Origin of the sequence: Kitasatospora sp. NPDC006697, from assembly GCF_042869935.1 — a bacterium.
Lineage (GTDB): Bacteria > Actinomycetota > Actinomycetes > Streptomycetales > Streptomycetaceae > Kitasatospora.
In genome coordinates, this window is the sequence record NZ_JBIAGU010000007.1 from 177950 (window position 1) to 199381 (window position 21432).

Annotated in this window: 13 protein-coding genes and 1 riboswitch; of the genes, 8 read left to right on the top strand and 5 right to left on the bottom strand. The window is 74.9% G+C overall.

The window, feature by feature from the left end:
• Nucleotides 1-245 precede the first annotated feature (245 nt).
• The 6 genes from ACFYNO_RS12440 (at nt 246) to ACFYNO_RS12465 (ending at nt 9282) form a co-directional block, all read left to right on the top strand.
• Nucleotides 246-1235: a hypothetical protein gene (locus ACFYNO_RS12440; RefSeq protein ID WP_388009696.1), complete on the top strand. Its 990-nt coding sequence runs from the start codon at nt 246-248 to the stop codon at nt 1233-1235.
• On the top strand, nt 1208-1516 hold the full coding sequence (locus ACFYNO_RS12445; protein ID WP_388009699.1) for a hypothetical protein: 309 nt from the start codon (nt 1208-1210) through the stop codon (nt 1514-1516). The genes ACFYNO_RS12440 and ACFYNO_RS12445 overlap by 28 nt, the downstream gene beginning before the upstream one ends.
• 131 nt (nt 1517-1647) lie before the next feature.
• Nucleotides 1648-2904, top strand: coding sequence for an alpha/beta hydrolase (locus tag ACFYNO_RS12450; RefSeq protein ID WP_388009702.1), 1257 nt, complete (start codon nt 1648-1650; stop codon nt 2902-2904).
• Nucleotides 2905-2946: 42 nt separating this feature from the next.
• The gene (locus ACFYNO_RS12455) at nt 2947-3999 is read left to right on the top strand and encodes a trypsin-like peptidase domain-containing protein (RefSeq protein ID WP_388009706.1); all 1053 of its coding nucleotides are present in this window, start codon (nt 2947-2949) and stop codon (nt 3997-3999) included.
• 4 nt (nt 4000-4003) lie between these two features.
• Complete coding sequence (locus ACFYNO_RS12460; RefSeq protein WP_388009709.1) at nt 4004-5101, top strand: effector-associated domain EAD1-containing protein; 1098 nt, start codon at nt 4004-4006, stop codon at nt 5099-5101.
• 5 nt (nt 5102-5106) lie between these two features.
• Nucleotides 5107-9282 carry an AAA family ATPase gene (locus ACFYNO_RS12465; RefSeq protein WP_388009712.1) on the top strand — a complete coding sequence of 1392 codons (4176 nt, stop codon included), beginning with the start codon at nt 5107-5109 and terminating at the stop codon, nt 9280-9282.
• 34 nt (nt 9283-9316) lie between these two features.
• On the opposite strand, the gene ACFYNO_RS12470 is transcribed toward ACFYNO_RS12465, so the two are convergent.
• Both ACFYNO_RS12470 and ACFYNO_RS12475 read right to left on the bottom strand, forming a co-directional pair.
• On the bottom strand, nt 9317-11464 hold the full coding sequence (locus ACFYNO_RS12470) for a DEAD/DEAH box helicase (RefSeq protein WP_388009715.1): 2148 nt from the start codon (nt 11462-11464) through the stop codon (nt 9317-9319).
• A 154-nt stretch (nt 11465-11618) separates the two neighbouring features.
• Nucleotides 11619-12959, bottom strand: coding sequence for a GH1 family beta-glucosidase (locus tag ACFYNO_RS12475; protein ID WP_388009718.1), 1341 nt, complete (start codon nt 12957-12959; stop codon nt 11619-11621).
• 254 nt (nt 12960-13213) lie between these two features.
• On the opposite strand from ACFYNO_RS12475, the gene ACFYNO_RS12480 reads away from it, so the two are divergent.
• A complete protein-coding gene (locus tag ACFYNO_RS12480; RefSeq protein WP_388009721.1) occupies nt 13214-18622 on the top strand; it encodes an AAA family ATPase in 5409 nt (1802 codons plus the stop codon).
• Between the two features lie 187 nt (nt 18623-18809).
• Nucleotides 18810-19217 (top strand): hypothetical protein, encoded by a 408-nt coding sequence (locus ACFYNO_RS12485; protein ID WP_388009724.1) that lies wholly within the window; start codon nt 18810-18812, stop codon nt 19215-19217.
• Between the two features lie 108 nt (nt 19218-19325).
• Here the strand turns inward: ACFYNO_RS12485 and ACFYNO_RS12490 are convergent, their stop codons facing one another.
• From ACFYNO_RS12490 to ACFYNO_RS12500, 3 genes are read right to left on the bottom strand one after another with little or no spacing between them, the layout of a single operon-like run.
• Nucleotides 19326-20060 carry a (2Fe-2S)-binding protein gene (locus ACFYNO_RS12490; protein WP_388009727.1) on the bottom strand — a complete coding sequence of 245 codons (735 nt, stop codon included), beginning with the start codon at nt 20058-20060 and terminating at the stop codon, nt 19326-19328.
• Complete coding sequence (locus ACFYNO_RS12495; RefSeq protein WP_388009730.1) at nt 20057-20917, bottom strand: CbtA family protein; 861 nt, start codon at nt 20915-20917, stop codon at nt 20057-20059. The genes ACFYNO_RS12490 and ACFYNO_RS12495 overlap by 4 nt, the downstream gene beginning before the upstream one ends.
• Before the next feature lie 25 nt (nt 20918-20942).
• Entirely contained in the window at nt 20943-21158 is a 216-nt protein-coding gene (locus ACFYNO_RS12500; RefSeq protein ID WP_388009733.1) for a CbtB-domain containing protein, read from the bottom strand.
• A gap of 60 nt (nt 21159-21218) precedes the next feature.
• A riboswitch (cobalamin riboswitch) is annotated at nt 21219-21294 on the bottom strand.
• Nucleotides 21295-21432 lie beyond the last annotated feature (138 nt).

Consider the following 21432-nt stretch of genomic DNA (forward strand, 5'->3'; position numbering starts at 1 on the left):
TGCCCAGCGTTCCCGGCAGCACTACGGGAGGGTTGCTACAACTCGGCGCTGGTCCCCGGGCGTTCGTCCTCCCGCCGGACGAGGCGGCCGCCCGGGCCACCGCGCAGCGCGTACGGGTCGCCGGCGGCCCCGGGGAGTCGGACGGGGTGTGGCATCGCTCGTACCGACGGATCATCAGCTCACTGCTTGTCAGGAGCGCTCGCTAGGGTTCCGCCGCTGGGGACGAGCGGTGCGGAGGAGAGACTGTGCGCAAGGGGTACGCGGCTGCCGGTGAGCCCGACGAGGACGCGTTCGCGCTGCCGGAGGCCTGGCGGGTGGCGGCGCTGCCGCGCCGCGGCGGGGCGGTCCGCCCGGTGCCGCCGCCGGACCCGACGGCACCGGAGCAGGAGCGGGAGCGGATCGAGGCCGACCGCGACTGGGTCCGCGAGCTGCTGGCCGCCGCGGACTCCGATCCAACCCTGGTGCACGCCGCCCGGGCCTACCTCGCCGGGGAGCCGGACCCGGTGGGCGCGGCCGCCGTGGCGAGCATGCTGCCGCCGCTCTGGCGGGCGGGCCGCAGCGTTGACACCCCGCTGGTCGACGCCTGGGTCACGAAGCACGGCCCGGCTTTCGCCGCCCGCGCGGCCGTGGAGGCCTACGCGGTCGAGGCCCACTACCTGCAGAGCGGCGGCCGGCGCAGCCAGTTGGCGCTGCGCCCGGTGGTACCGGCGCCGAACGGCAGCCTCGCCCCGGACTACGGCCGGACCGAGCGGCTGCGCGAACTGCTCGCCACCGCCGAGGAGTCGGCGTACCAGCAGGCGGTGGCGGCGCTCGACCGGTGCCGGACCACGCCGCTGCGCCGGGTGGTCGCCGCCTTCCTCGCCCCCGGCACGCCAGGCTGGGTGGCGGACTGCCTGGCCGACGTCCCGGGCTACGGCGTCGAGGGTCCCGAGCTGCTCCGGTTGCTGCTGCAGGCCTTGGACCACCCCTCGCAGGTCGCCGGGCTGGACCCGTCGGCCCGCCTGCCCTGGGGCGCCTGGACGGAGTCGCTGGTGGCCACCCTGGCCGACGGCGTGGGAGTCGCCTGCGTCCCGCTGCTGCGGGGCGCGGTCGAGCAGGCGTACGGCGCCGACGGGGTCCGGGAGGTCACCGCCTCGACCGTCCGGTGCACCGCCTGGTACCGGAGGAGGCCGAGGCCAACCGCCTGCTCCGGTTCGAGGGCCGTACGGTGCCGGTGGGCCGCCTGCTCGGCCTGACCAAGCGCGGCTGGGAGCGCGGTGAACCGCAGGACGCCGGGGTCGAGGCCTGGCTCTCCAAGCCGCTCGCCGACGGCTGCCACCTGGTGGTCGAACTCGCCGAGGGCATCCCGGTGGGCGCGGTGGACCTGTTCCCCGAGCAGACCCTCGAGGCGGTCTGGCTGGACACGGCGCCCGGCTCGTACTGGCCGGCCCGCGAGCACCCGCTGCTCTTCGGCGGGCTGGACCCGGTCACCGCCTCCGAGCTGCTGGCCGACCTGGCGGCGGCGACGGCGGACTGAGTCATCGTCACAGAGCTGCCACAGCCGTCCGGCCGACCGGGCACCACCTGCTGGAAGGCCTATGATGCGACCGGGTCACCCGTTCGGGGCGGTCCGGTCGCACGGGTGAACGGGACGGCTGGGGGCGGACGTTGGAGGACTGGGACGCGCTGGAACCGGCCATCGCCGCGATCTGGCCGAAAGTCGCCGCCGCGCTTCCGGAGGCCGACCGCGCGGCACTGGAGGAGCAGCTGCTGCCGGCCCTGCGTGCCGTGGACGCGGCCCGGGAGTCGGCCGCGCCGGTGGCGGCCGCCGCCCGCGAGGCGGCCGCCGCGCTGGAGGCCCGCCCGCCGTTCGGCGAGCTGCTGGCCGCCGAGTTCGACGCGCTCTCGGACGGCCGCGAACGGTTCGGACCCGATGCGCCACCGGCCTTCTGGGGCGAGTCCGTTCGCTCCCTCCAGGTCCCGGTGCTGTTCGCCACCGACCGGGCGCCGGAGGCCGACGGCTTCGGTGCCGGCCGCGGCGGGCTCTCCTACGGCGAGGCGCTGGTCTCCGTGCCGGACGACCACCGGATCGGCGCGGTGGAGAAACCCCGCTGGTGGCGGCTGCAGTTCCGCACCGACCCGGCCCGCGACACCCGGCTGACGGGCGTACACCCGCTGGCCGCCGCCGAGTTCGCCGACCTGGCCGGCCACCGCGCCGCGACCGGCGAGGCGCTGCTCTTCGTGCACGGCTTCAACGTCTCCTTCCGCGACGCCGCCGTGCGCGCCGCCCAGCTCGCCTACGACCTCAACTTCACCGGCCTGCCGGTGCTCTACAGCTGGCCGTCCAAGGGCTCGGTGGCCGACTACGCGGCCGACGGCAACGCGGCCCGCCGCGCCGTGCCGTACTTCCAGGAGTTCCTGCGGCACCTGCTGACGGCCGGCCGGGTCGCCGAACTGCACGTGGTGGCGCACAGCATGGGGAACCGGCTGGTCACCGACGCACTCGCCGACCTGGACACCACGGCGCTGCCGCCCGGTTCGGGCCGGCTGGGGCAACTGGTCTTCACCGCCCCCGATGTGGATGCCGAGGTGTTCCGGCAGCTGCTGCCGCGGATCGTCCGCCAGGCCCGGGGCTGCACCCTCTACGCCTCCTCGGCCGACCGGGCGCTCCTGGCCGCCCGGCGGTTGGCCGAGTACCCGCGGGCCGGGCAGGCGGGCGAGCGGGTGCTGGTGCTGCCCGGCCTGGACACCGTGGACGTCTCCCGGCTGGACACCGGCCTGCTGGGCCACTCCTACTTCGGCGACCACCGCTCCGTCCTCTCCGACCTGCACGGGCTGCTGCGGCACCGCCATCCGCCACAGCAGCGCTACGGATTGGTCAGGGTGCCGCACCGGGACGGGGCGTACTGGGCCTTCCAGCCGTAACGTTCGACGCAGAGCCTCCGACGAGAGCACAGGGCAGCAGCCATGACACCCACCCAGCGCGCCCCGCACCTGCTGGACACCTTCCCGTTCGACTGGACCGACCCCGGTGCGGTCGAACTGCGCGACCTGCTCGCCTCGGTGTACTTCCGGGTCGACCCGGTGGTGCGACTGGCCCGGCAGGCCGGGATCGCGCCGGCCCGCATCGGGTGGGAGAAGCCGATGGACGAGGTCTGGTTCGAGCTGATCAGCACCGCGGCCCAGCAGGACCGGCTGCGCGAGCTGTTGGAGCAGGTGGCGGCCGGACCGGACCGGGCGCTCACCGTGCGGCTGCGCGAACTGCTCGCCGAGCGGCCGGTGCTGCCCGCGCCGGTGCCCGCCGCGCCCGCCGGCACCTGGGACTCCTTCAGCGATCCCGACGCCCGGGAGCGGGTGCTCTTCCGCTCCGCGGAGTTCCAGGACGTGGCCTTCCTCCGCCGGGGCGCCGAACTGGCTACCGCGGTCTGCCGCCTGACGGTCACCCATGCCGAGGGGCGGCCCTGCCACGGCACCGCCTTCCGGATCGGCCCCGACCTGCTGCTGACCAACCATCACGTGCTCTTCCGGGACGGCAGCCGACCGATGGCGGTGGAGGCCTGGTTCGGCTACGAGCGGGAGCTGGACGGCAGCGAGCTGGTCTTCGAGGTGGTGCCCTGCGATCCGGCCTCGGTGCTCGGCGAGCCGGGCCCGGACTGGGCGGTGGTCCGGTCGGCCGGACCACTGCCCGCCGACGCCCTGGTGGTGCCGCTGCCCGAGCGGGCCGAGGTGGCGGCCGAGGACCGGGTCTGCATCATCCAGCACCCCTACGGCTCGGTGAAGAAGCTGGCCTCCCGGCACAACGTGGTCCGCCACGTGGACGAGCAGGTGGTGCAGTACTGGACCGACACCGACAGCGGCTCCTCCGGCGCGCCGGTCTTCGACGAGCGCTGGCGGCTGGTCGCGCTGCACCGGCGCTGGACCCGGATCGGGCAACGGCTCAGCGAGCCGCGCGAGTTCCGCAACGAGGGGCTGCGGGTCGAGCGGGTCGCCGAGGGCCTGGCCCGCGCGGGACTGGGGTGAACCGGTGGTACTGGACCAACCCGACTTCCCCACCGCCGACCCGCGGGCCGGGCGCCTGCTCAAGCTGCTGATGGCGGACTACGGCATGCAGACCCGGGCCCGGCAGCTCGCCACGCTGGCCGGGATCGCCAACGCCGAGGTCAGCTGGGAGCGCAGCATGGCCGAGGTCTGGCCGGACCTGCTCGAACTCGCGGCGCGCACCGGACGGCTGCGCCCCATGGTGCACGCGGCCGCCGGTGAGGTGCACCCGTCCGTCCGGCCGTTCCTGGCCGATCTGCTGGCCGAGCGGCCCGCCCCGGTCCGCCCCGGCGTGGACCCGTTCCGCTCCGGCCTGATCAACAACGGCAAGCGGGCCTTCCTCAACCAGAGTGCGCTGCGCAGCCGGTTGCGGGCGATGGTGGCCGACGGCCCGCACCGGGTGCTGCTGGTCGAGGGCGGCCCGCGCACCGGACGCACCTTCACCTGGTTCCTGATCCACCACGTGCTCGACAGCCAGGGCATCGTGCCCTGCCGGATCCGGATCGGCGAGTACACCGAGCCGGTCCGGGTCACCGAGCTGGCCGAGTTCTTCAACCAGCGGTTCCGGGACTGGCGGGTGGACATCGACCGGTACGCTTCCGAGGACCGGCAGGCCGACGGGCTGGTCCGCCAGCTCAAGGGCCGGCTGAGCGAGGAGCGGCTGGCCAGCCCCGGCCGCCCCAGGCACTGGCTGGTTTTCGACGATTCGGAGGCCGTGCGCTTCACCGAGCCCGCCCTGCGGGTACTGGTACGGCTGGTGGAGGCGGTGGTCGAGGAGGAGGCGGCCGACCGGCTGCGGATCGTGCTGCTGGCCCACGACGGCTGGCTGCCCCAGCACCTGCACTGGGACGTGGCCACCGAACGCCTGGGCTGCGTCCGGGTGGAGGACCTGCGCGACTTCTTCCTCACCCTCGCCGAGCAGGCGGGCCGACCGATCGACGCCGAGACCGCCGGGGCGCTGGTCGCCAAGGTGCTCGACGACGCCGACCACGAGAGCTGCCCGCCCGGCGGGTTGCTCCAGCTGACCGATCAACTCCAGCGCACGGCCGCAGGGCTGGGCCGCGACCTCGTCCAAGGACGGTGACGACCGTGAACGGAACCACCCCCATCCCCGCCGGAGGTCACCAACCGGACGCCGCCCGGCTCCGCTTCCGGGCCCGGACCGCCCTGCTCAACGCGTTCAGCGCCGACGAGTTGGAGCGCTGCGGCGAGCAGGACGCCGGGCCGAGCGCGGCTCTCGGCGAGTTCCTGACCCGGGACTGCGAGCGGGTCACCACCCGGGAGGGGCGGCGCTGGCGGCTCACCTCCGAGGTGCGGATCGAGACGCTGCGCTCGCTGGCCACGCCCGAGCGGCTGCTGGCCGGACTCGCCGAGCTGCCGCCCGACGACGGGCGTGATCTGGCCCGGGCCTGGGCCGAGCGCTTCCTGGCCGGCAACCCGCCGCCGCTGGAGGGGCAGGACGCCGACCAGCTGTTCGCGGCACTCACCGTGCTGGGCTGGTTCGAGAGCGCCCGGCCGATAGGCCTCGGGGTGCGGCTGCCGTCCACCGACAGCGTGCGGGGGCTGCTGCGGCGGGCCCGGCTGCTGCAGCCGCTGGCCGCGCTGGCCGACCGGGCGTTCACCGGGCGGGAGGACGAACTCGGCGCGCTGGCGGAGCATCTGGATGCCGGGCCGTCCGGGGCGGCGCCCTGGCTGGTGGTGCACGGGCCGGGCGGCGTCGGCAAGTCCACCCTGCTGGCCCGGTTCCTGCTGGCCGGCGCCCGGTCCGGCCGGGCCGTCCGGCAGTTCTACCTGACCTTCGAGCGGCCCGAGTTCACCGCCGAGGAGCCGCTCACCCTGCTGGCCGAGGCGGCCCGCCAGCTCGCCATCCTGGTCCCGGCGCTGCGGGCCCGGGCCGAGGAGTTGGAGAGCGCCGTGCGGAACACCGTCTCCGCCGACCGGCGGGAGGCGAAGGACCGGCACGCCCGCTCCGGGCGGCGGGCCGCGCGGGAGCGCGACACCGAGCTGCTGATCGGCCGGTTCGCGGATCTGCTGGACTCCCCCGGCCCCGAGCCGGCGGAGAGCTCGGTGCCGCTGGTCCTGGACACCTTCGAACTGGTGCAGCGCACCGGGCCGCTGGCCCAGGGGAGGCTGCTGGACTTCCTGGAGCAGCTGAACGAGCGCTGCCCGCGGCTGCGGATCGTCGCGGCCGGCCGGGCGCCGATCGACGACCCGCGCTGCCAGCCGCTCCCGCTGGCCGGGTTCGACCCGGCCACGGCCCGCGCCTTCTTACGCCGGCAGACCCCCGGTCTGACGCTGACGGACAGTCAGCTCGACACGGTGGCGGACACCGTGGGCCGCTATCCGCTCAACCTCAAGCTGGCCGCCGCACTGCTGCGCCGCGAGCCGGAGAGCCTGGCCGCGCCCGGCGGCCTGACCGACCCCGAACTGCGCGACCGGCTGGCCGCCGAGACGGTGCAGGGCGTGCTCTACCGTCGCATCCTCGACCACCTGGACGACCAGGACCTGCGGATGATCGCCAGCCCGGGCCTGGCCGTCCGGCGGGTGACGCCCGAGATCATCCGCCGGGTGCTCGCCGAGCCCTGCGGGCTCGGCGAGCTGGACGAGCGGGGCGCGCTCGAGCTGTTCAGGCGGTTCCGCGCCGAGGTCTCGCTGGTGGCGCAGGTGCCGGGCTGGGAGGAGGTGGTCCACCGGGCCGATGTGCGGGCGGTCATGCTGCCGCTGCTGCGCCGCGACCACGCCGCGACGGTGGACCTGATCCACCGCCGGGCCGCCGCCTACTACCGGGCGCTGCGCGAGCTGGACGTCGACCGGGTGGTCGACCGCGCCGAGGAGCTGTACCACCTGCTGGCGCTGGACCGGCCGGCCGCCGAACTGGACCTGCCCTGGTCCGAGGAGGCCGGGCGGCTGGTCGAGCCGGCCGCCGAGGAGCTGCCGCCGCGCGCCCGGGCCTACCTCGCCGAGCGGCTGCGGCACACCGCCCCGGCCGAGCTGCGGGCCGCCGCCGAGCCGGCGATCTGGCGGCCGCAGGCCCGGCGGGCCGCCACCGAGCTGTACCAGGACGGGCGGGTGGACGAGGCGCTCGCGGTGGTGCTCGAGCGGCCCGAACTGGTGCGGTCCGACCTGGAACTGACCTCGCTGACCATCAAGCTGCTCTCCGCAAAGGGCCGTTGGCGGGACTCCTGGCTGCAGGACCACGCCCGGATGGCCGACAGCCGGACCATCGACCTCTCGCCGCTGGGGCTGGAGCTGGCGATCACCCGGGCGCGGGCGGCCGAGGACGCGGGCGACTTCGAGCTCGCCCGCGGTCTGCTGGAGCAGGCCTGGCGCGACCTGCCGCACCGGGAGCGGCCCGAATCGGCGCCGCTGCTGCTCGGCCTCGGCGCGGCCCGGCTGCGGCTGTTCCGGCGCGGCGGCGCGCTCGGCGCCCCGCAGGCCCGGGAGCTGCGGGCCGAGCTGGTGGCCCGGGCGCGGGCGATGGACCTCTCCGTCCTCGCCGAACAGCCCACGCTGGCCTGGGAGCTGGCCGCCGAGATCGGCGACGAGGTGCCGGAGCTGGTCGCGCTCACGGCGGACCGGGCGGGCATCGACCTGTCCACCGGCGGGCTCGGCTCGCTGCGGAACACCCTCACCTCCGAGGCGGTGGCGGACTTCGCCCGGACCACCGGCGTCGACCCGGAGTCGGTGACGGCGGTGGGCGACCGCACCAGCACCGACATCGGCGAGTCGATCGGCCGCTACCTGGCCGCGGGCGGTGACGTCCAATCCCTGGAGCTCTGGAACACCGGGGTGGTCGCCAACTACCAGCACGCGGTGGACCTGCCCGCCTTCCCCGGCGACGGTGCGCCGGACCACGCCACCACCCAGGACGCGGTGGTCTTCCTGCCGGGGTTCCTGGGCAGCTCGCTGACCGAGGCCGAGACCGGCCGGCAGGTCTGGGGCGGGTCCAGCCTGACCGGGTCGCTGCTGGGCGTGCCCGGGCGCTACTCGGCGGTGCTGCGCGTCACCGATGCCGAACGGCTCGGCCGGACCGGCCGGTTGATCCCGACCGGCCTGCTGGACACCCCGGCCTACTTCCCGCTGCTCGGCACCGCGGAGCCCTACCGCGAGCTGGTGGACACCCTGCGCCGGAGCGTGCCGCACCCGGACGCGCTGCTGCTCTTCCCCTACGACTGGCGGCTGCCGGCCGCCAGTTCGGGCGAGTTGCTGGCCGCGGCGGCGCGCCGGCACCTGGCCGCCTGGACGGCCAGCCCGCACCGGGCGGCCCACCCCGACCGGCCGGAGCCGCGGCTGGTCTTCGTCGCGCACTCCAGCGGCGGCCTGGTGGCCCGGGCGGCGCTCGCCGCCGATCGCGAACTGGCCTCCAGCACCAGGGACCTGGTGACCATCGCGACGCCCTTCCACGGCACTCCCGCGGTGGCCAGACAACTCCCCGGCCCCCGCGGCGGGTTCACCGCGGGCGCGGCCGCCCTGGCCGCCGGCCTGCCCGGCCTCTACGACCTGCTCCCCGACTACCCCTGCGTGGAGACCCCGGAGGGGGTGCGCCACCTCCGGACCGCCGACATCCCGCTGCTCGGCGGCGACGCCGAGTTGGCGGCGGCCGCCGCGGCCGCCCGGGGCGCCCAGCTGCTGGCGCCCTTCATGCCGCGCACCCGGGCCGTGGTCGGAATCGGCCAACCCACCATCCAGAGCCTCAGACTGGAGCGGGACGGCTTCCGGCCGCTGCACACGGCCGTCCGGCTCACCCGCGACGGCGACCTCCAGCGCACCGCCTCCGGGCAGGCCGTGCGCTGGGACCGGGGCGGCGACGGCCTGGTGCCGCGCGACTGCGCCGCGCCGGAGGCCTCCAACGCCGCCCTGTACGTCTCCGGGCGGCACGGAAGCCTGCCCACCGCGCCCCAAGTGCTGGAGTTCATCCACACCTTGCTCACCGAGCAGCGCCCGACCGCCCGCCTGCAACCGCTGCCGGTGCTCGACGCGCTCGACCGCCCCGGCCTCGGCCTGGTCCTCCCCGACCGCGTCGCACCCGGCCAGACCTGGCCGCTGATGGTCGCCGGTGCCGAGGAGAGCGAGACCCCCAGCTGTGTGATCACCGATGCGATCTCGGGCTCCGTCGTCGCCACCCCGCAGCTCAGGCGGCGGGACACCACGCTGACCGCCGGGGTCACCCTGGCGCGCGCCGGGCTCTACCGGGTCACCATCAGCTGCGGGGCGGACCGGGTCAGCGAGTTGCTGCCGGTGACCCAGCTGGACGGGGGGCGGTGAAGCGGAGTCCGGATACCTCGGGCCGACCGGCCGCTCACCCCTGTCCGCCCGCCGCCAGGCGCAGTTGCTCGTCCTCCACGATCCGCACCGCCAGCGAGCGCTCCGACACGTCGACCGCCTCGGGCGTCGTCTCCGCCACCTCGCTGCGCCGCGCGTACTCGTCGAAGAGCCGCTCCTTCGCCCGCAGCGCCTCCAGCATCCGCTGGTCCACGCTCTCCGCGACCAGCAGCCGGTGCGACTGGACCTGCCGGACCTGCCCCATCCGCTGGACCCGGCCCACGGCCTGGCTCTCCATGGTCGGCTTCACCTGCGGCTCGCAGAGGACCACCACGGAGGCCGCCTGGATGTTCAGCCCCGTGCCGCCGACCTGGATCTGGCAGAGCAGCACGGCGTGACCGGGCACACTGCTGAACCGGTCTACCAGGTCCTGGCGCTGGAGCGCGGGCAGGCTGCCCTCCACGGTGCCCGCCACCGCCTCCCCCAGCGCCTCCCGCACCGCCGCCAGCACCTCCCGGAAGTACGAGAACACCACCACCTTGCGCCCGTTCGCCGCCGCCTCCGCGACCAGCTCGCGCAGCCGCAGCAGCTTCGCCGAGCCTTCGGGGTGCGCGTAGGCGGCCCGGCGCATCGCCATGAAGTTGCCATCCGTGACGGCGGATCGGTAGGCGGCGGCGTCCGAGGCCGAGAACTCCACCCACTCGTCCACCTGCACCACCTCCGGCAACTCGCCGAGCACGTCCCGCCGGTTGCGCCGCAGGTAGGCCGGGGCCACCGCCTTGCGGAACGCCGGCGGCCCGGCCGCGCCCCGGTCGCCGTTCAGGGCGGGCAGCAGCTCGGGCTGCAGGTAGTGCACCAGGTTGCGGAACTCCTCCACCCGGTTCTCCATCGGCGTACCGGTCAGGAAGAGCACCCGGTCGGTCCGCTCCGCCCAGGCGGCCACCGCCTTCGACCGCTGCGCGGCATGGTTCTTCACGTAGTGCGCCTCGTCCACCACCAGTGCGGCGACGGGCACTTCGGGTCCCGCCTCCAGCCGGCGCAGCCCGTCGAAGGTCACCACCGCCACCCCGCCCGTGCGCAGCCACTGCGCCAGCGCCGCCTCGCGCTCGGGACCGTGGATCCGGTGGGCGGGCAGCGCGCTCCGCGCCGCCACCTCCCGCACCCAGTTGACCAGCACGCTCGCCGGGCAGACCACCAGGAAGTGCGAACTCCCGCGCGCCCGCAGGTGTGCGAGCACGGCGATCGCCTGCACGGTCTTGCCGAGCCCCATCTCGTCCCCGAGGATCACCCGCTTCTGCCGCAGCGCGAACCGCGCCCCGAACGCCTGGTAGCCGCGGAGCGAGACCCTGCAGTGCTCGTCCTCCAACTCCTCGGCCCGCACCTGGTCGGACAGCTCCTCCGGCAGGAAGCCCTGCGCGGCGGCGCGCTGCATCTCGCCCAACTCGACGATCCCGCCGAGCACCCCGTAGAACTCGGCCGACCGGTGCTCGAACTCCGTCCACGCCTCGATCGAGGACACCGCCGGCCGCAGCAGATCCGCCGAGGCCTGAGCGAACAGCATCGGTGCCTCCGCCAGATCCTCCAGCAGCTCCCCCAACGCCCCGACCGCCGCCTCGGCCCGCTCCCGCCGCTCCCGCCCCGCGAACAGCCCGCGCACCACCCCCTTCGCCGGCTGCGCCTGCTCCACCAGCCCCCCGAACTCCGCCCCCACCTTCTCCGCCACCTGCCGCGCCCGCACCGCCGCCGGCCCCGCCACCACCAACCGGTGCAGCGCCACCACCACGTCCGTGCTCACCGCATCCTGCCGATCCGGATCCAGCCGCAGCGCCACCGTCTGCTCCACCGCCTCCGCCAGCTGCCCCGCCGCCGCCACCGCCTGCGCAGCCGTCTGCGCCCCCACCCCGGGCAGCAGCCGCAGGCCGTACACGGAGGCCTCGACCACCTGCCCCACCGTCGCGATCCCGGCCGCCTCCAACGCCCCGGTCCGCAGCCGCCCCTCGGTCACCTCCCGCAGCCGTGCGACGGGCATCACGGCCAGCTCCGCCTGCACCAGCCCCACGGTCGCCGAGGCCACGGCCACCTCCACCTGCCCGACGGCCGCCCTGTAGTCCGCCACCACCGCTGCCGCGGCGGCCACCACCCGCTCGGCTGCCGCCACCACGGCCTTGGCCTGCTTGCCCCGCACCGCCGACTCCCGTCCTGCTCCACCACCACACCCGGCGCACTCGCTGGGCCGACCCGCATGCTCTCACCTCGCACCGTCGCTCCCCACGACCGGTCAAGGTGAGCGCCCGCTGCGGAGGAGGGCGCAGGCCAGGAGCCGCGGTGCGCACGGAGCGCTACGAGCGTGACCGGGACGACCGGCGCGCACCGATCATCTCCCGGTACCAGGCGTACGACGCCCTCGGCGTCCGCCGCTGCGTCTCGAAGTCCACCTCCACCAGGCCGAACCGCTCCCCGTACCCCTGCGCCCACTCGAAGTTGTCCATCAGCGACCAGGTGAAGTACCCCCGCACGTCCACGCCTGCGGCGATCGCCTCCGCGACCGCGTCCAAGTGGCCGGCCAGGTAGCCGATCCGGAACTGGTCGTCGAGCCCCTCCGCCGTCGAGCAGCCGTTCTCCGTGATCGTGATCGGCGGCAGCGCGTCGCCGTACCGCTCCCGCAGGGAGACCAGCAGCTCGCGCAGGCCTTCCGGGACGACCGGCCAGCCGAAGTGGGTGCGGGGGACGCCTTCGATCTCCGCCTCCGCGAAGGGGAGGCCGGGGTCGGTCGGCGCGGCGATCCGGGTCGGGTTGTAGTAGTTGACGCCCAACCCGTCGAGCGGTGTTGCGGCGATCAGCTCCAGGTCGCCCGGGCGGACGCAGCCGCCGAGGTCCTCGGACAGCCCGTAGGAGGAGAGGTCCGGGTAGCGGCCGAGGAGCAGGGGGTCCGTGAACAGCCGGTTGTGCAGGGCGTCGTAGGCCTCGGCCGCCGCGACGTCGGCCGGGGCGTCCGAGGCGGCCCACACCGGGGTGAGGTTGTTGGCGATCAGCACCTGGTGCCCGCGGTCGCGCAGCGCCGCGGCGGCCAGGCCGTGGGCGAGGAGTTGGTGGTGGGCGGCCGGGAGGGCGTCCAGCATCAGTGTCCGGCCCGGGGCGTGGATGCCGAAGGCGTAGCCGAAGACCAGGTGGACGATGGGCTCGTTGAGGGTGATCCAGGCCGGCACCCGGTCGCCGAGCCGGTCCGCCACCAACCCGGTGTACTCGGCGAAGCGGTGCGCGGTGTCGCGGGTGAGCCAGCCGCCGGTCTCCTCCAGGGCCTGCGGCAGGTCCCAGTGGAAGAGGGTCGGCAGCGGGGTGATGCCGGCGGCGAGCAGGCGGTCCACCAGGCGGTCGTAGAAGGCGAGTCCCGGCTGGTTGGCCGGGCCGCTCCCGGTCGGCTGGATGCGCGGCCAGGCAATCGAGAAGCGGTAGCCGTCGACTCCGAGCTCCCGCATCAACTCCACGTCCTCGCCGTAGCGGTGGTAGTGGTCGCAGGCGACCCGCCCGCTCTCCCCGCCCTTCACCGCCCCCGGCCGCTCGCAGAACACGTCCCACACCGAGGGCCCGCGGCCGTCCTCCGCCACCGCCCCCTCGATCTGGTACGCGGCGGTGGAGACGCCCCAACGGAACTGTGCGGGCAGGTCGAACCGAGTCACCATGGTCAGCCCCTGTCAGATATGAGGGAACCTCATGTTAGTAGGATTCGGCGGAATCGCCAGAGTGCTCAGGAAAGTTGAGCAGCTCCCCCGGCTCGCCGGACACCTGCCGGCGGGACATCAACTACGCTGCTGACGGCCGCAGAACACGTGTCCACGATCCGAGGTGCGGCTCAGCCTCACGACTCTGCCTCACGACTCGGCCTCACGACTCTGCGCGGCGGCCCTGCGGAGTGATCGTTCGAAGGGAGCTACCGGTGGTCCAGGCGTACGGCGACCGGGCGGAGCACGGCGGCCGGGTGCCGTTCGTCGGCAGGTCTGCCGAAACCGCGCTGTTGGACTCGGTGGTGGCTCGGCTCGCGGTCGGCGGGTCGGCCGTCGTCGACGTCACGGGCGAGGCGGGGATCGGCAGGAGCCGGCTGCTGGCGCAGTTCGGCGCGCGCCTGCGCGGTCAGGGGCTGACCGTGCTCTGCGGTCAGGCCACCGAGCAGGCCCGGCACAGCCCGTTCCGGCCGTTCGCCGATGCGTTCGCCGACCTCAGCCCCGCGGTGCTGCGCCGCTTCCCCGCGCTGGCGGAGTTGTCGCCGGTCCTGCGGGGTGTCGCCGAGGCGCCGGTCGTCCCGGTCCCGGGCGACGCCGACCGGTTCGCCCTCCACCGGGCGACCGCGGCGCTGCTGGACCGGCTCGGCGCACCCGGGCTCGCCGTGCTGCTCGACGACCTGCACTGGGCGGACCCGGCCTCGCTGGAGTTGCTGGATCACCTGGTGCGCCATCCCGTGGGCGCTCCGCTGCTGCTGGTCGTCTCACGCCGGAGCCGGCAGACTCCGCCCGCGCTGGGCACCTCGCTCGCGCGCGGCACGGACTCCGGGGTCGTGCACCGGATCGCCCTGGGGCCGCTGCCCGAGCGCGACTGCGTCGAGGGCCTGGCCGCGGACCTGCCCCCGCCGAGGGCTGCGGAGCTGTACGCGGCGAGCGGCGGCAACCCCCTCTACCTCCTCGCCCTCCTCGAACCGGACGGCCTGCCGGTCGGCCTCGAACCCCGGCTGCTCGACGAGCTGGCGCCGGTGAGCCGGGTGGAGCGCCGAATCCTGGAGGCGGCCGCCGTCCTGGGAGACCACGCCACCCCGAGGATGATCTGCTCGCTGACCGGGTCCGGCTCGGAGGAGGTCGTCCACGCGCTGCGGGGCCTGATGCACCGCGACCTCCTGCGGCCGGGGCCGGGCGGCCGGCTGGCACCGCGCCATCCGCTGGTCCGGGAGCTCGTCCACCGGAACACCGACCCCTGGCAGCGGGAGGACTTCCACCGCCGGGCCGCGGCGGAGATCGCCGCCGCCGGGGCCGGCGTCGTCGAGCAGGCCCACCATGTCGAGCGGTCCGTGACCCGCTGGGATCCGCAGGCGGCCGATGTCCTCGTCGCGGCCGCCGAACAGCAGGCCACGATTGATCCGGCCGCCTCCGCGCACTGGCTCGGCGTCGCCCTGCGGCTGCTCCCGGACGGTTCGGACCACCTTTCCGCCCGCCGCGAACTGACGCTCTCCCGGGCCCGCGCGCTCGGCCTGAGCGGCGGACTCCAGGAGGGCCGGGACCTCCTGCGGCAGGTGATGGACATGCCCGCCCCGGCCCCGTACGACGACATCCGCGCCTCCGCGGCCACGCTGAGCGCCCAGTTGGAGCGCCAGCTCGGGCGCCACCGGGAGGCCGAGGCGATGCTCCGCCGTGAACTGGCCCGCCTCCCCGGGCCGTCGGCCTCCCACACGGTCCGGATCGGCCTGGAGCTGTGCTCCAGCCTGCTGTCCGCCGCCCGCTATCCGCAGGCCCGTGCCGACATCGACGGGGTACTGGCCACCGCGCGTTCGCTGGGCGACCGGATCGGCGAACTCGGTGCCCTGGCCCGGATCGCCCTGGGCGAGGCCTACGAGGGCCGGCTGGACACGGCCCGCACCGTCGCCGCTTCGGCGGCCGCGCTCGCCCGGGCCCTGGCCGACACCGACGTCGCCGAGCTGTGCGAATCGCTCTGCACCCTGGGCTGGACCGAGGCGTTCCTCGAGGACTACGCCGGTGCCGAACACCACCTGGACCGCGGGCTGGAGATCGCCCGGCGCACCGGACAGGCCTGCCTGGTCCCGCAGTTCCTGACCGCCAAGGCCTACCTCCACCTCAGCACCTGCCGGATCACCAGCGCGCTCGCACTGGCCCGGGAGGCCGAGCCGATGGCGCGCGCCGTGGGCAGTGCCGAACTGCTCGCCTTCACCCTGGCCTTCCAGTCGCAGATCCTGCAGCAGGCCGGCCGACCGACCGCTCCGACCGCACTGGCCGTCGCGGAGGAGGCCGCCGCCGCCGCGGGTGCCACCGACCACTGGTGGGCGGTCCTGGCCCAGTGCATGCTCGCCTTCGCCGCCTTCGAGGCCGGTGACCCGCACCGGGCGACCGACATCCTGCTGCGGGCCGGCGGCGGAAGCGACCTGGGCCGGCTGCAGCCCACGACGCGCCCCAACTGCCTGGAGCTGCTGAGCGGCGCCGCGCTCGCCGTCGGCGACACCGAGGCCGCCGTGCGCTGGGCGGAGCGCGCCCGCAGGGAGGCGGAACAGCTCGGTCTGCCGGGCCAGCTCGGCGCCGCGCTGCGCAGCCTCGGCCGGATCGCCGCCCACCACGGCGACTCGGCCGCGGCAGCCCGGCTGTTCACCGAGGCCGCGGCGCAGAGCGTCGGCAGCCGGGCGACGCTGCGCGAGGCGCAGTCACTGCTCCTCGCCGCTCCGCACGTGCGAGCGACCGGCGACAGCGCCCGCGCGGCCGAGCTGTGGCAGCGGGGCGCACGGCTGGCCTCGGAGGGCGGGGCAGGCCGGCTCTCCGGCCTCGCCGAGAGCATCCGGCCGACGGTCCTGGCCGAGCCGGCCGAGCCGGCGGGCGAGCTGGTCTCCCTGACCGGCCGCGAACGGGAGGTGGCCACGCTGGTCGCCGAGGGCCTGACCAGCGTGGCGATCGCGGACCGGCTCGTGCTCAGCCCGCGGACCGTCGAATCCCACATCGCCAGGATCTACCGCAAGACCGGCGTCTCAAGTCGCGCGGCGCTGGCTGTCGTCGTGAGCCGCAACACCGGGCCGGAAAGGGCGCACCCCACCTCGCGCCGGCCCGTCCCCCCGGTGCCGCGTCCCGCAGGTGGCCCCGCGGCCGGCGACCTCTCGCCTGCGACGCCGGCCGCCGTGGCCGACCCTCCCCGACTCCTCGGCCGGGACCTCGAACTCGAGCAACTGGCAAAGGCTTTGGAGGGCTTGAAGGCCGGCGTCGGCCGAGCGGTCGTGCTGGTCGGCGAGCCGGGCATCGGCAAGAGCGCCCTGCTCTGGACGGCCGCCGCGCGCGCCCGCGCGCAGGGCGTCCGGGTGCTCACCGCGCGCGGCACGCATCCGCCGCTGCCCGCCGGGCCCGAGGTGCCGGACGTCCACGAGCTCACGGCGCGCGCCGAGGACCGCTCCCCCGTCATGGTGGCGGTGGACGACCTGCATGAGCTGGCACCCGAGCGGATCGCCGACGTGGAACGGCTGATGACGGCCACCGTCACCGGTCCGGTGCTCTGCCTGCTGGCCTACCGGCAGCGCCGGCTCTCGGCCCCGCTCGCGGCGGTGCTCGCCCGGGCCTCCTCGGCCGGGCTCCTGGAGGTGTGGACCCTGGGACCGCTCTCCCGCCAGCAGACCGGCGAACTACTGGGCGACCGGCCGGACTTGGAGGAGCTGCACGGCCTGGCCGGGGGCAACCCGCAGTACCTCGGGGTGCTGGCCGCCGACGGCGGGACGGCGGCCGATGCCGGGAGCGCGATCCTCGGCGAACTCGACGGCCTGGACCCCGTGTCGCTGCTGGTGGTCCAGGCCGCGGCGGTCCTCGGTGAACCGTCCCACCCGGAACTCCTCGCCGCTGTAGCGGACTTGGAGCTGTCAGCGGTGATGGCCGCGGTGGACGGGCTGACCCGGCTCGACCTGGTCCGCCCGGAGGAGCCCGCGCCGAGGCTGGCACTGCGTCACCGGGCGGTCGCCGCCGTCGTCTACGAGCGGCTGGAGCCCAGCCGCCGCCTCGCCCTGCACCAGCGTGCCGAGGCCGAACTCGCCCGGCGGGCGGCACCGATCGCGGAGCGCGCGCACCACGTCGCGCGGGCCGCGGACCCTTGGCGGCCGGAGCACGCCACGACCCTCATCGCGGCGGCCCGCGGCATGCTCTACGCCTCGCCCGCCGAGGCGACGGGCCACCTGCGGGCCGCCCTGTCGCTGCTGCGGGAGGGCGGGGCGCACTGGCACGAGGCGAAGGTGCTGCTCGCCCGGGCCCGGCTGCTGACCGGGGACGCCTCGGAGGCCCGGGCGCTGCTGGAGGCGCTGCGTTCGGACATCTCCGGCGGGCCGGCCGGCGGAGCTCCGGCGCTCGCCGACTCCAGCCGGATCGAACGGCGGATGGGCCGCTACACCGAGGCCGGCGCCCTCGCCCGCGCCGGACTCGCCGCGCTGACCGACGACGACTCGGCCACCGCCGCGGCGCTGCACGCGGAGCTGGCCGACTACGCCTACGACGTGCAGGACTACGAGACCTCCCGGGAACACGCCGTGACCGCCGCCGGGCTCGCGCGGGCGCACCGCGACCCGGTCGGCGAGGCCAACGCACTGGGCAAGGCGGCGCTGGGCCACCTGTTCACCGGAGACCGGGCCAGTGCGCTGGCGACGCTGGCCAGGGCCACCGACATCCTGGACACCGTCCCCGACGCGATGCTCGTGGCCTACCTGGAGGCCGTGTTCCAAGTGGGCCTGGCCGAGGGCATGATGGGGCGCCTGGCCGACTCCGAGCGCCACCTCGCCCGCGGCGCGGACCTGTCCCGGCGCACCGGGCAGACCTTCATCCACCCGCAGATGCTGACCGTCCTCGGCAACGCCCAGCTGCGCACCGGGAACCTGGCCGGCACCCTGGCCACGCTGGACGAGGCCGACCAGCACGTCCGACGGATCGGCGACGCCTCGGTCGAGACGGTACTGATGATGGTGCGGGCCGAGGCACTGCTCTGGCGCGACGGCCCCGGTGACCTGGCGGAGGCGACCGCCACCGCCGAACGCGCCAGGGCGGCCGCCGGCGGCACACTGACCTCGTGGGCGGTCTCCGCCCGCTGCGCCCATGCCGAGTTCGTCCTGCACACGGGCGATCCGGCCCGCGCCGGCTGGCAGTTGCTGGACGTCGCGGGCGGGGAGGAGCTGCCGAGGCTCACCGCCTGGCGCAGGCCCCGCTGGTGCGACCTGCTGGCGCAGTCGGCGGCCGCGGACGGCGGCCCGGCCTCCGTCGAGCGCTGGGCGCGGCTCGCAGAGGAGAGCGTCGCGCAGCTCCCTTCCGTGGGCCGCCAGGGCTTCGCACTGCGCGCGCGGCTGCGTGCGCACGCGGTGCACGGGGACACCGACAGCGCCCTGCGCTGCGCCCTGGGCGCGATCGCGGACTTCGCCGAGGCCGGTGACCGCATCGAGCTGGCCCGCACGCTGCTCACGGCGGCCTCGGTGTCGCTGGACGCGGGGCGGGAGGACTCGGTGGACGGCTGGCTGCGGCGGGCCGCAGTGCTGGCCGACCAGTGCGGTTCGGCCCGCCTGGCCGCCGCTGCCGCAGGCCTGCGCGCGCGACTGGCCGCCGAGGACGGGGGCACCTCCCGGTAGCTGCGTAGGCGATTTGCGTGATCTTACGGATGCCGGCCGGCCCCCTGCCCCGGAATGATCACCGCAAGCGGAGAACTCGACCCGCCCGGGGCCCCGGCCGCACCGCAGGCTGCCGGGTGGGCGGGTCGAGAGATCCGCGCTGTGCTCCGAGGAGCAGCGCCACAACGAACGATTTTGGAGGCTTCACATGGGCCTGGCGGAACGCCGCAGCGTCGAGCGGTTCAAGAACGACGACTACCCGGGGTGGAAGTCCCGGATCGACGCGGCGGCAGGCTTCGACGTGCCGATCGAGGTGGACTGGCAGGAGCTGGCCGTCCCCGACTACGCCGACAGCTACGCCGAGTACTTCCCCCAGGTGTTCTTCCAGCCGCTGCTGGACGCGCTGAGCGCGGTCGGGGCCGACGAGATGGGCCGGGACGCGCTCCGCGAAGGCGTCACGAAGGTCATCGTCCGGAACACCGGTGAGTACTTCAGCGAGTCGGGGATCTCCTTCACCGACGGCGTGCTGACCTTCGACCACAAGTCGGACACCAACACCCACCACGTCGAGGAGCGCACGAAGCGCCTCCAGCAGGTCCTCGAAGCGGGCCTCTGACCGTCCCCGCCGTTCGATGACGGTCCGCCGGTTCGCCGGCGGACCGTTTCGGCCTGCCCGGGGACGCCGAGGAGCACCGGACTCGCGGGAGCCGGGCCGCCGGGTGGCTCAGCGGCGGTCGCCGGCCAGCACGCAGTCGCCGCAGAGTGCGCCCGAACGCCCGGGCGCGGCACGGTAGATCAGGCAGCAGCTGCGCCGCCGGAAGGCGCTGCCGTCCGGTGCGTGCGAGGCCGCGCCGAGCAGTGGCGGCCGGGTCAGCAGGGCGGTGGCCAGCGCCCGTGCGGGAGCCGCGAGTTCGGGTGCCGACCAGGCGATCGCGGCCACCGCGCCGTTGACGGCGGAGGCCGCGTTGCCGCGCAGGATCTTCGGCGAGACCGAGAACCGGCCCATCACCGCCGCGAGTTCGCGGACCGGCCCGTCGAGCAGCTGGGCCGCCAGCGCCTCGGCCGGCGAGTCGGCGGGCTCCGCGTCGCGGTCCGGCAGGGCCAGCGGGAAGGCGCCGCCGAGGGTCGGCTGCCAGTGCAGTTCGCGCAGCGAGTAGCGGAGCACGGCACCGTCGAGCACCGCGATGGCGAAGGCCGGTGAGATCAGCCGGGCGACCAGCCCGAGGTGGGCGACCGAGGCGGCCACCCGCAGTTCGACGGCCTCCGGCGGCTGCCCGCCGGCCGTCGCCAGATGGTTCCGCACGCCGTCCACCCGGTCCCGCAACACGGCCGGATCGTCCAGCAGTTCGCCCATCGACCGCCAGGGAGCGTCGCCGCCCGCCGCCGAGTAGGCGAAGAACGGCCCGAGGGCCGCGACGCGTTCACGCGTGGCGGCCCTCGGAGGGGTACGGCGGGTCATGCGGCGGCGGGCGCGGCGGCGACCGCGGGAGCGGGCGCCGTCCGGCCGTCGAGCAGCCGCTCGGCCGTCGGCCCGAAGCACAGGCCGATCACGGCCCACAGCAGCAGCTGCGCGGCGACCGAGAAGAAGCGGAAGTCGAACAGCGTGTCCGCCGGGAAGCCCGGGTAGACGATCTTGCCCTGGGGATCGGTCAGCGGCAGCGGGGTCTCCGTCGCGTGGTGCCCGAACTCGTCGACGTTGGCCTGGAGTTCACCGAGCGACGGAAGGATCGCCATGACGGTGCCGATCGCCACCGCGTAGGCCGCGGCGGCCAGCAGGGTGGCGTTCCAGTTGCCGAAGCGGGCCTGCAGGCGCTTGCCCAGCCAGACTGCCAGCACCAGGAAGAGCACCGAGCAGAGGACCATGCCCAGATAGAGGTTGCCCCGGTCCCGGATGGTCTCGGGGTGGCCGATGGCCGGCGGGTTGGCCGGGTACTTGATGAACGGCACGAAGTACATGCCGAGGAACCCGCCCAGCGCCACCAGCATCGCCAGGGTGCGCGGGCGCAGCTTGCCGGTCCGGCCGAGGCAGACGGTGTACGCGACCGAGAAGAGCGCGCCCATCGCCATGCCGAAGAAGATCATGCCGACGCCGATGCCGATGTTGGCCTGGATGGTCCGGCTGAAGATGTCCGGACCACCCATGTCCATCGGCAGGCCGGCGGCCTTGTCGAGGGTTTCCTGCGCGGCGTCGCGTCCGCTCTCGTAGGAGATCGCCGCGTCGATCTGAGGTTCGGCGAAGATCCGGGCGAAGACGAAGGCGAGCAGGCCGGCCACTGCGCCGGCGAGCACGCCGCGCAGGATCAGTCTCTTTTCCATGGTCTGGTGTTCGCTGCTTCCCTGGTCAGTGGCAGGGGAAGCCGAGGAAGTGCCGCGAGTCGTGGACGAACTCGTGGATGTGCATGTCCTTGCCGAACACCGAGTAGGCGCCCTGGTCGACGCCGATGAAGTAGTACACCATCAGCGCGATCAGCGCGGTGCCGATGAGCCAGAGGGCCGCCTTGGTGGCCGGCAGGACCACCGGCGTGGGAATGGCGGCTGGGCTGGACAGACTGCTCACGGGGAGCCTCCTTCGGGGATCGTGCGTCCCGCATCGTCAATGGAGCTTCGTGATGGCGTCGTATCTGACTTCGCGGACCACCCGGGAGGGGGACCGCTCACAGTGGCGCGACCGTGCTGGATTTCCACCAGCTTCCCCACGCCATCACTACGTTCCGTAGGGTATGGGCGCCGCTGAGCGCCGTCAATCGGCCCGGCGCCGCCTCGAGTGGACTGCGAGAAAGATCACCCGCGCCCGGCTCCGCGGTGCCCGGGGCCCGGTGCCCACCGGTTCC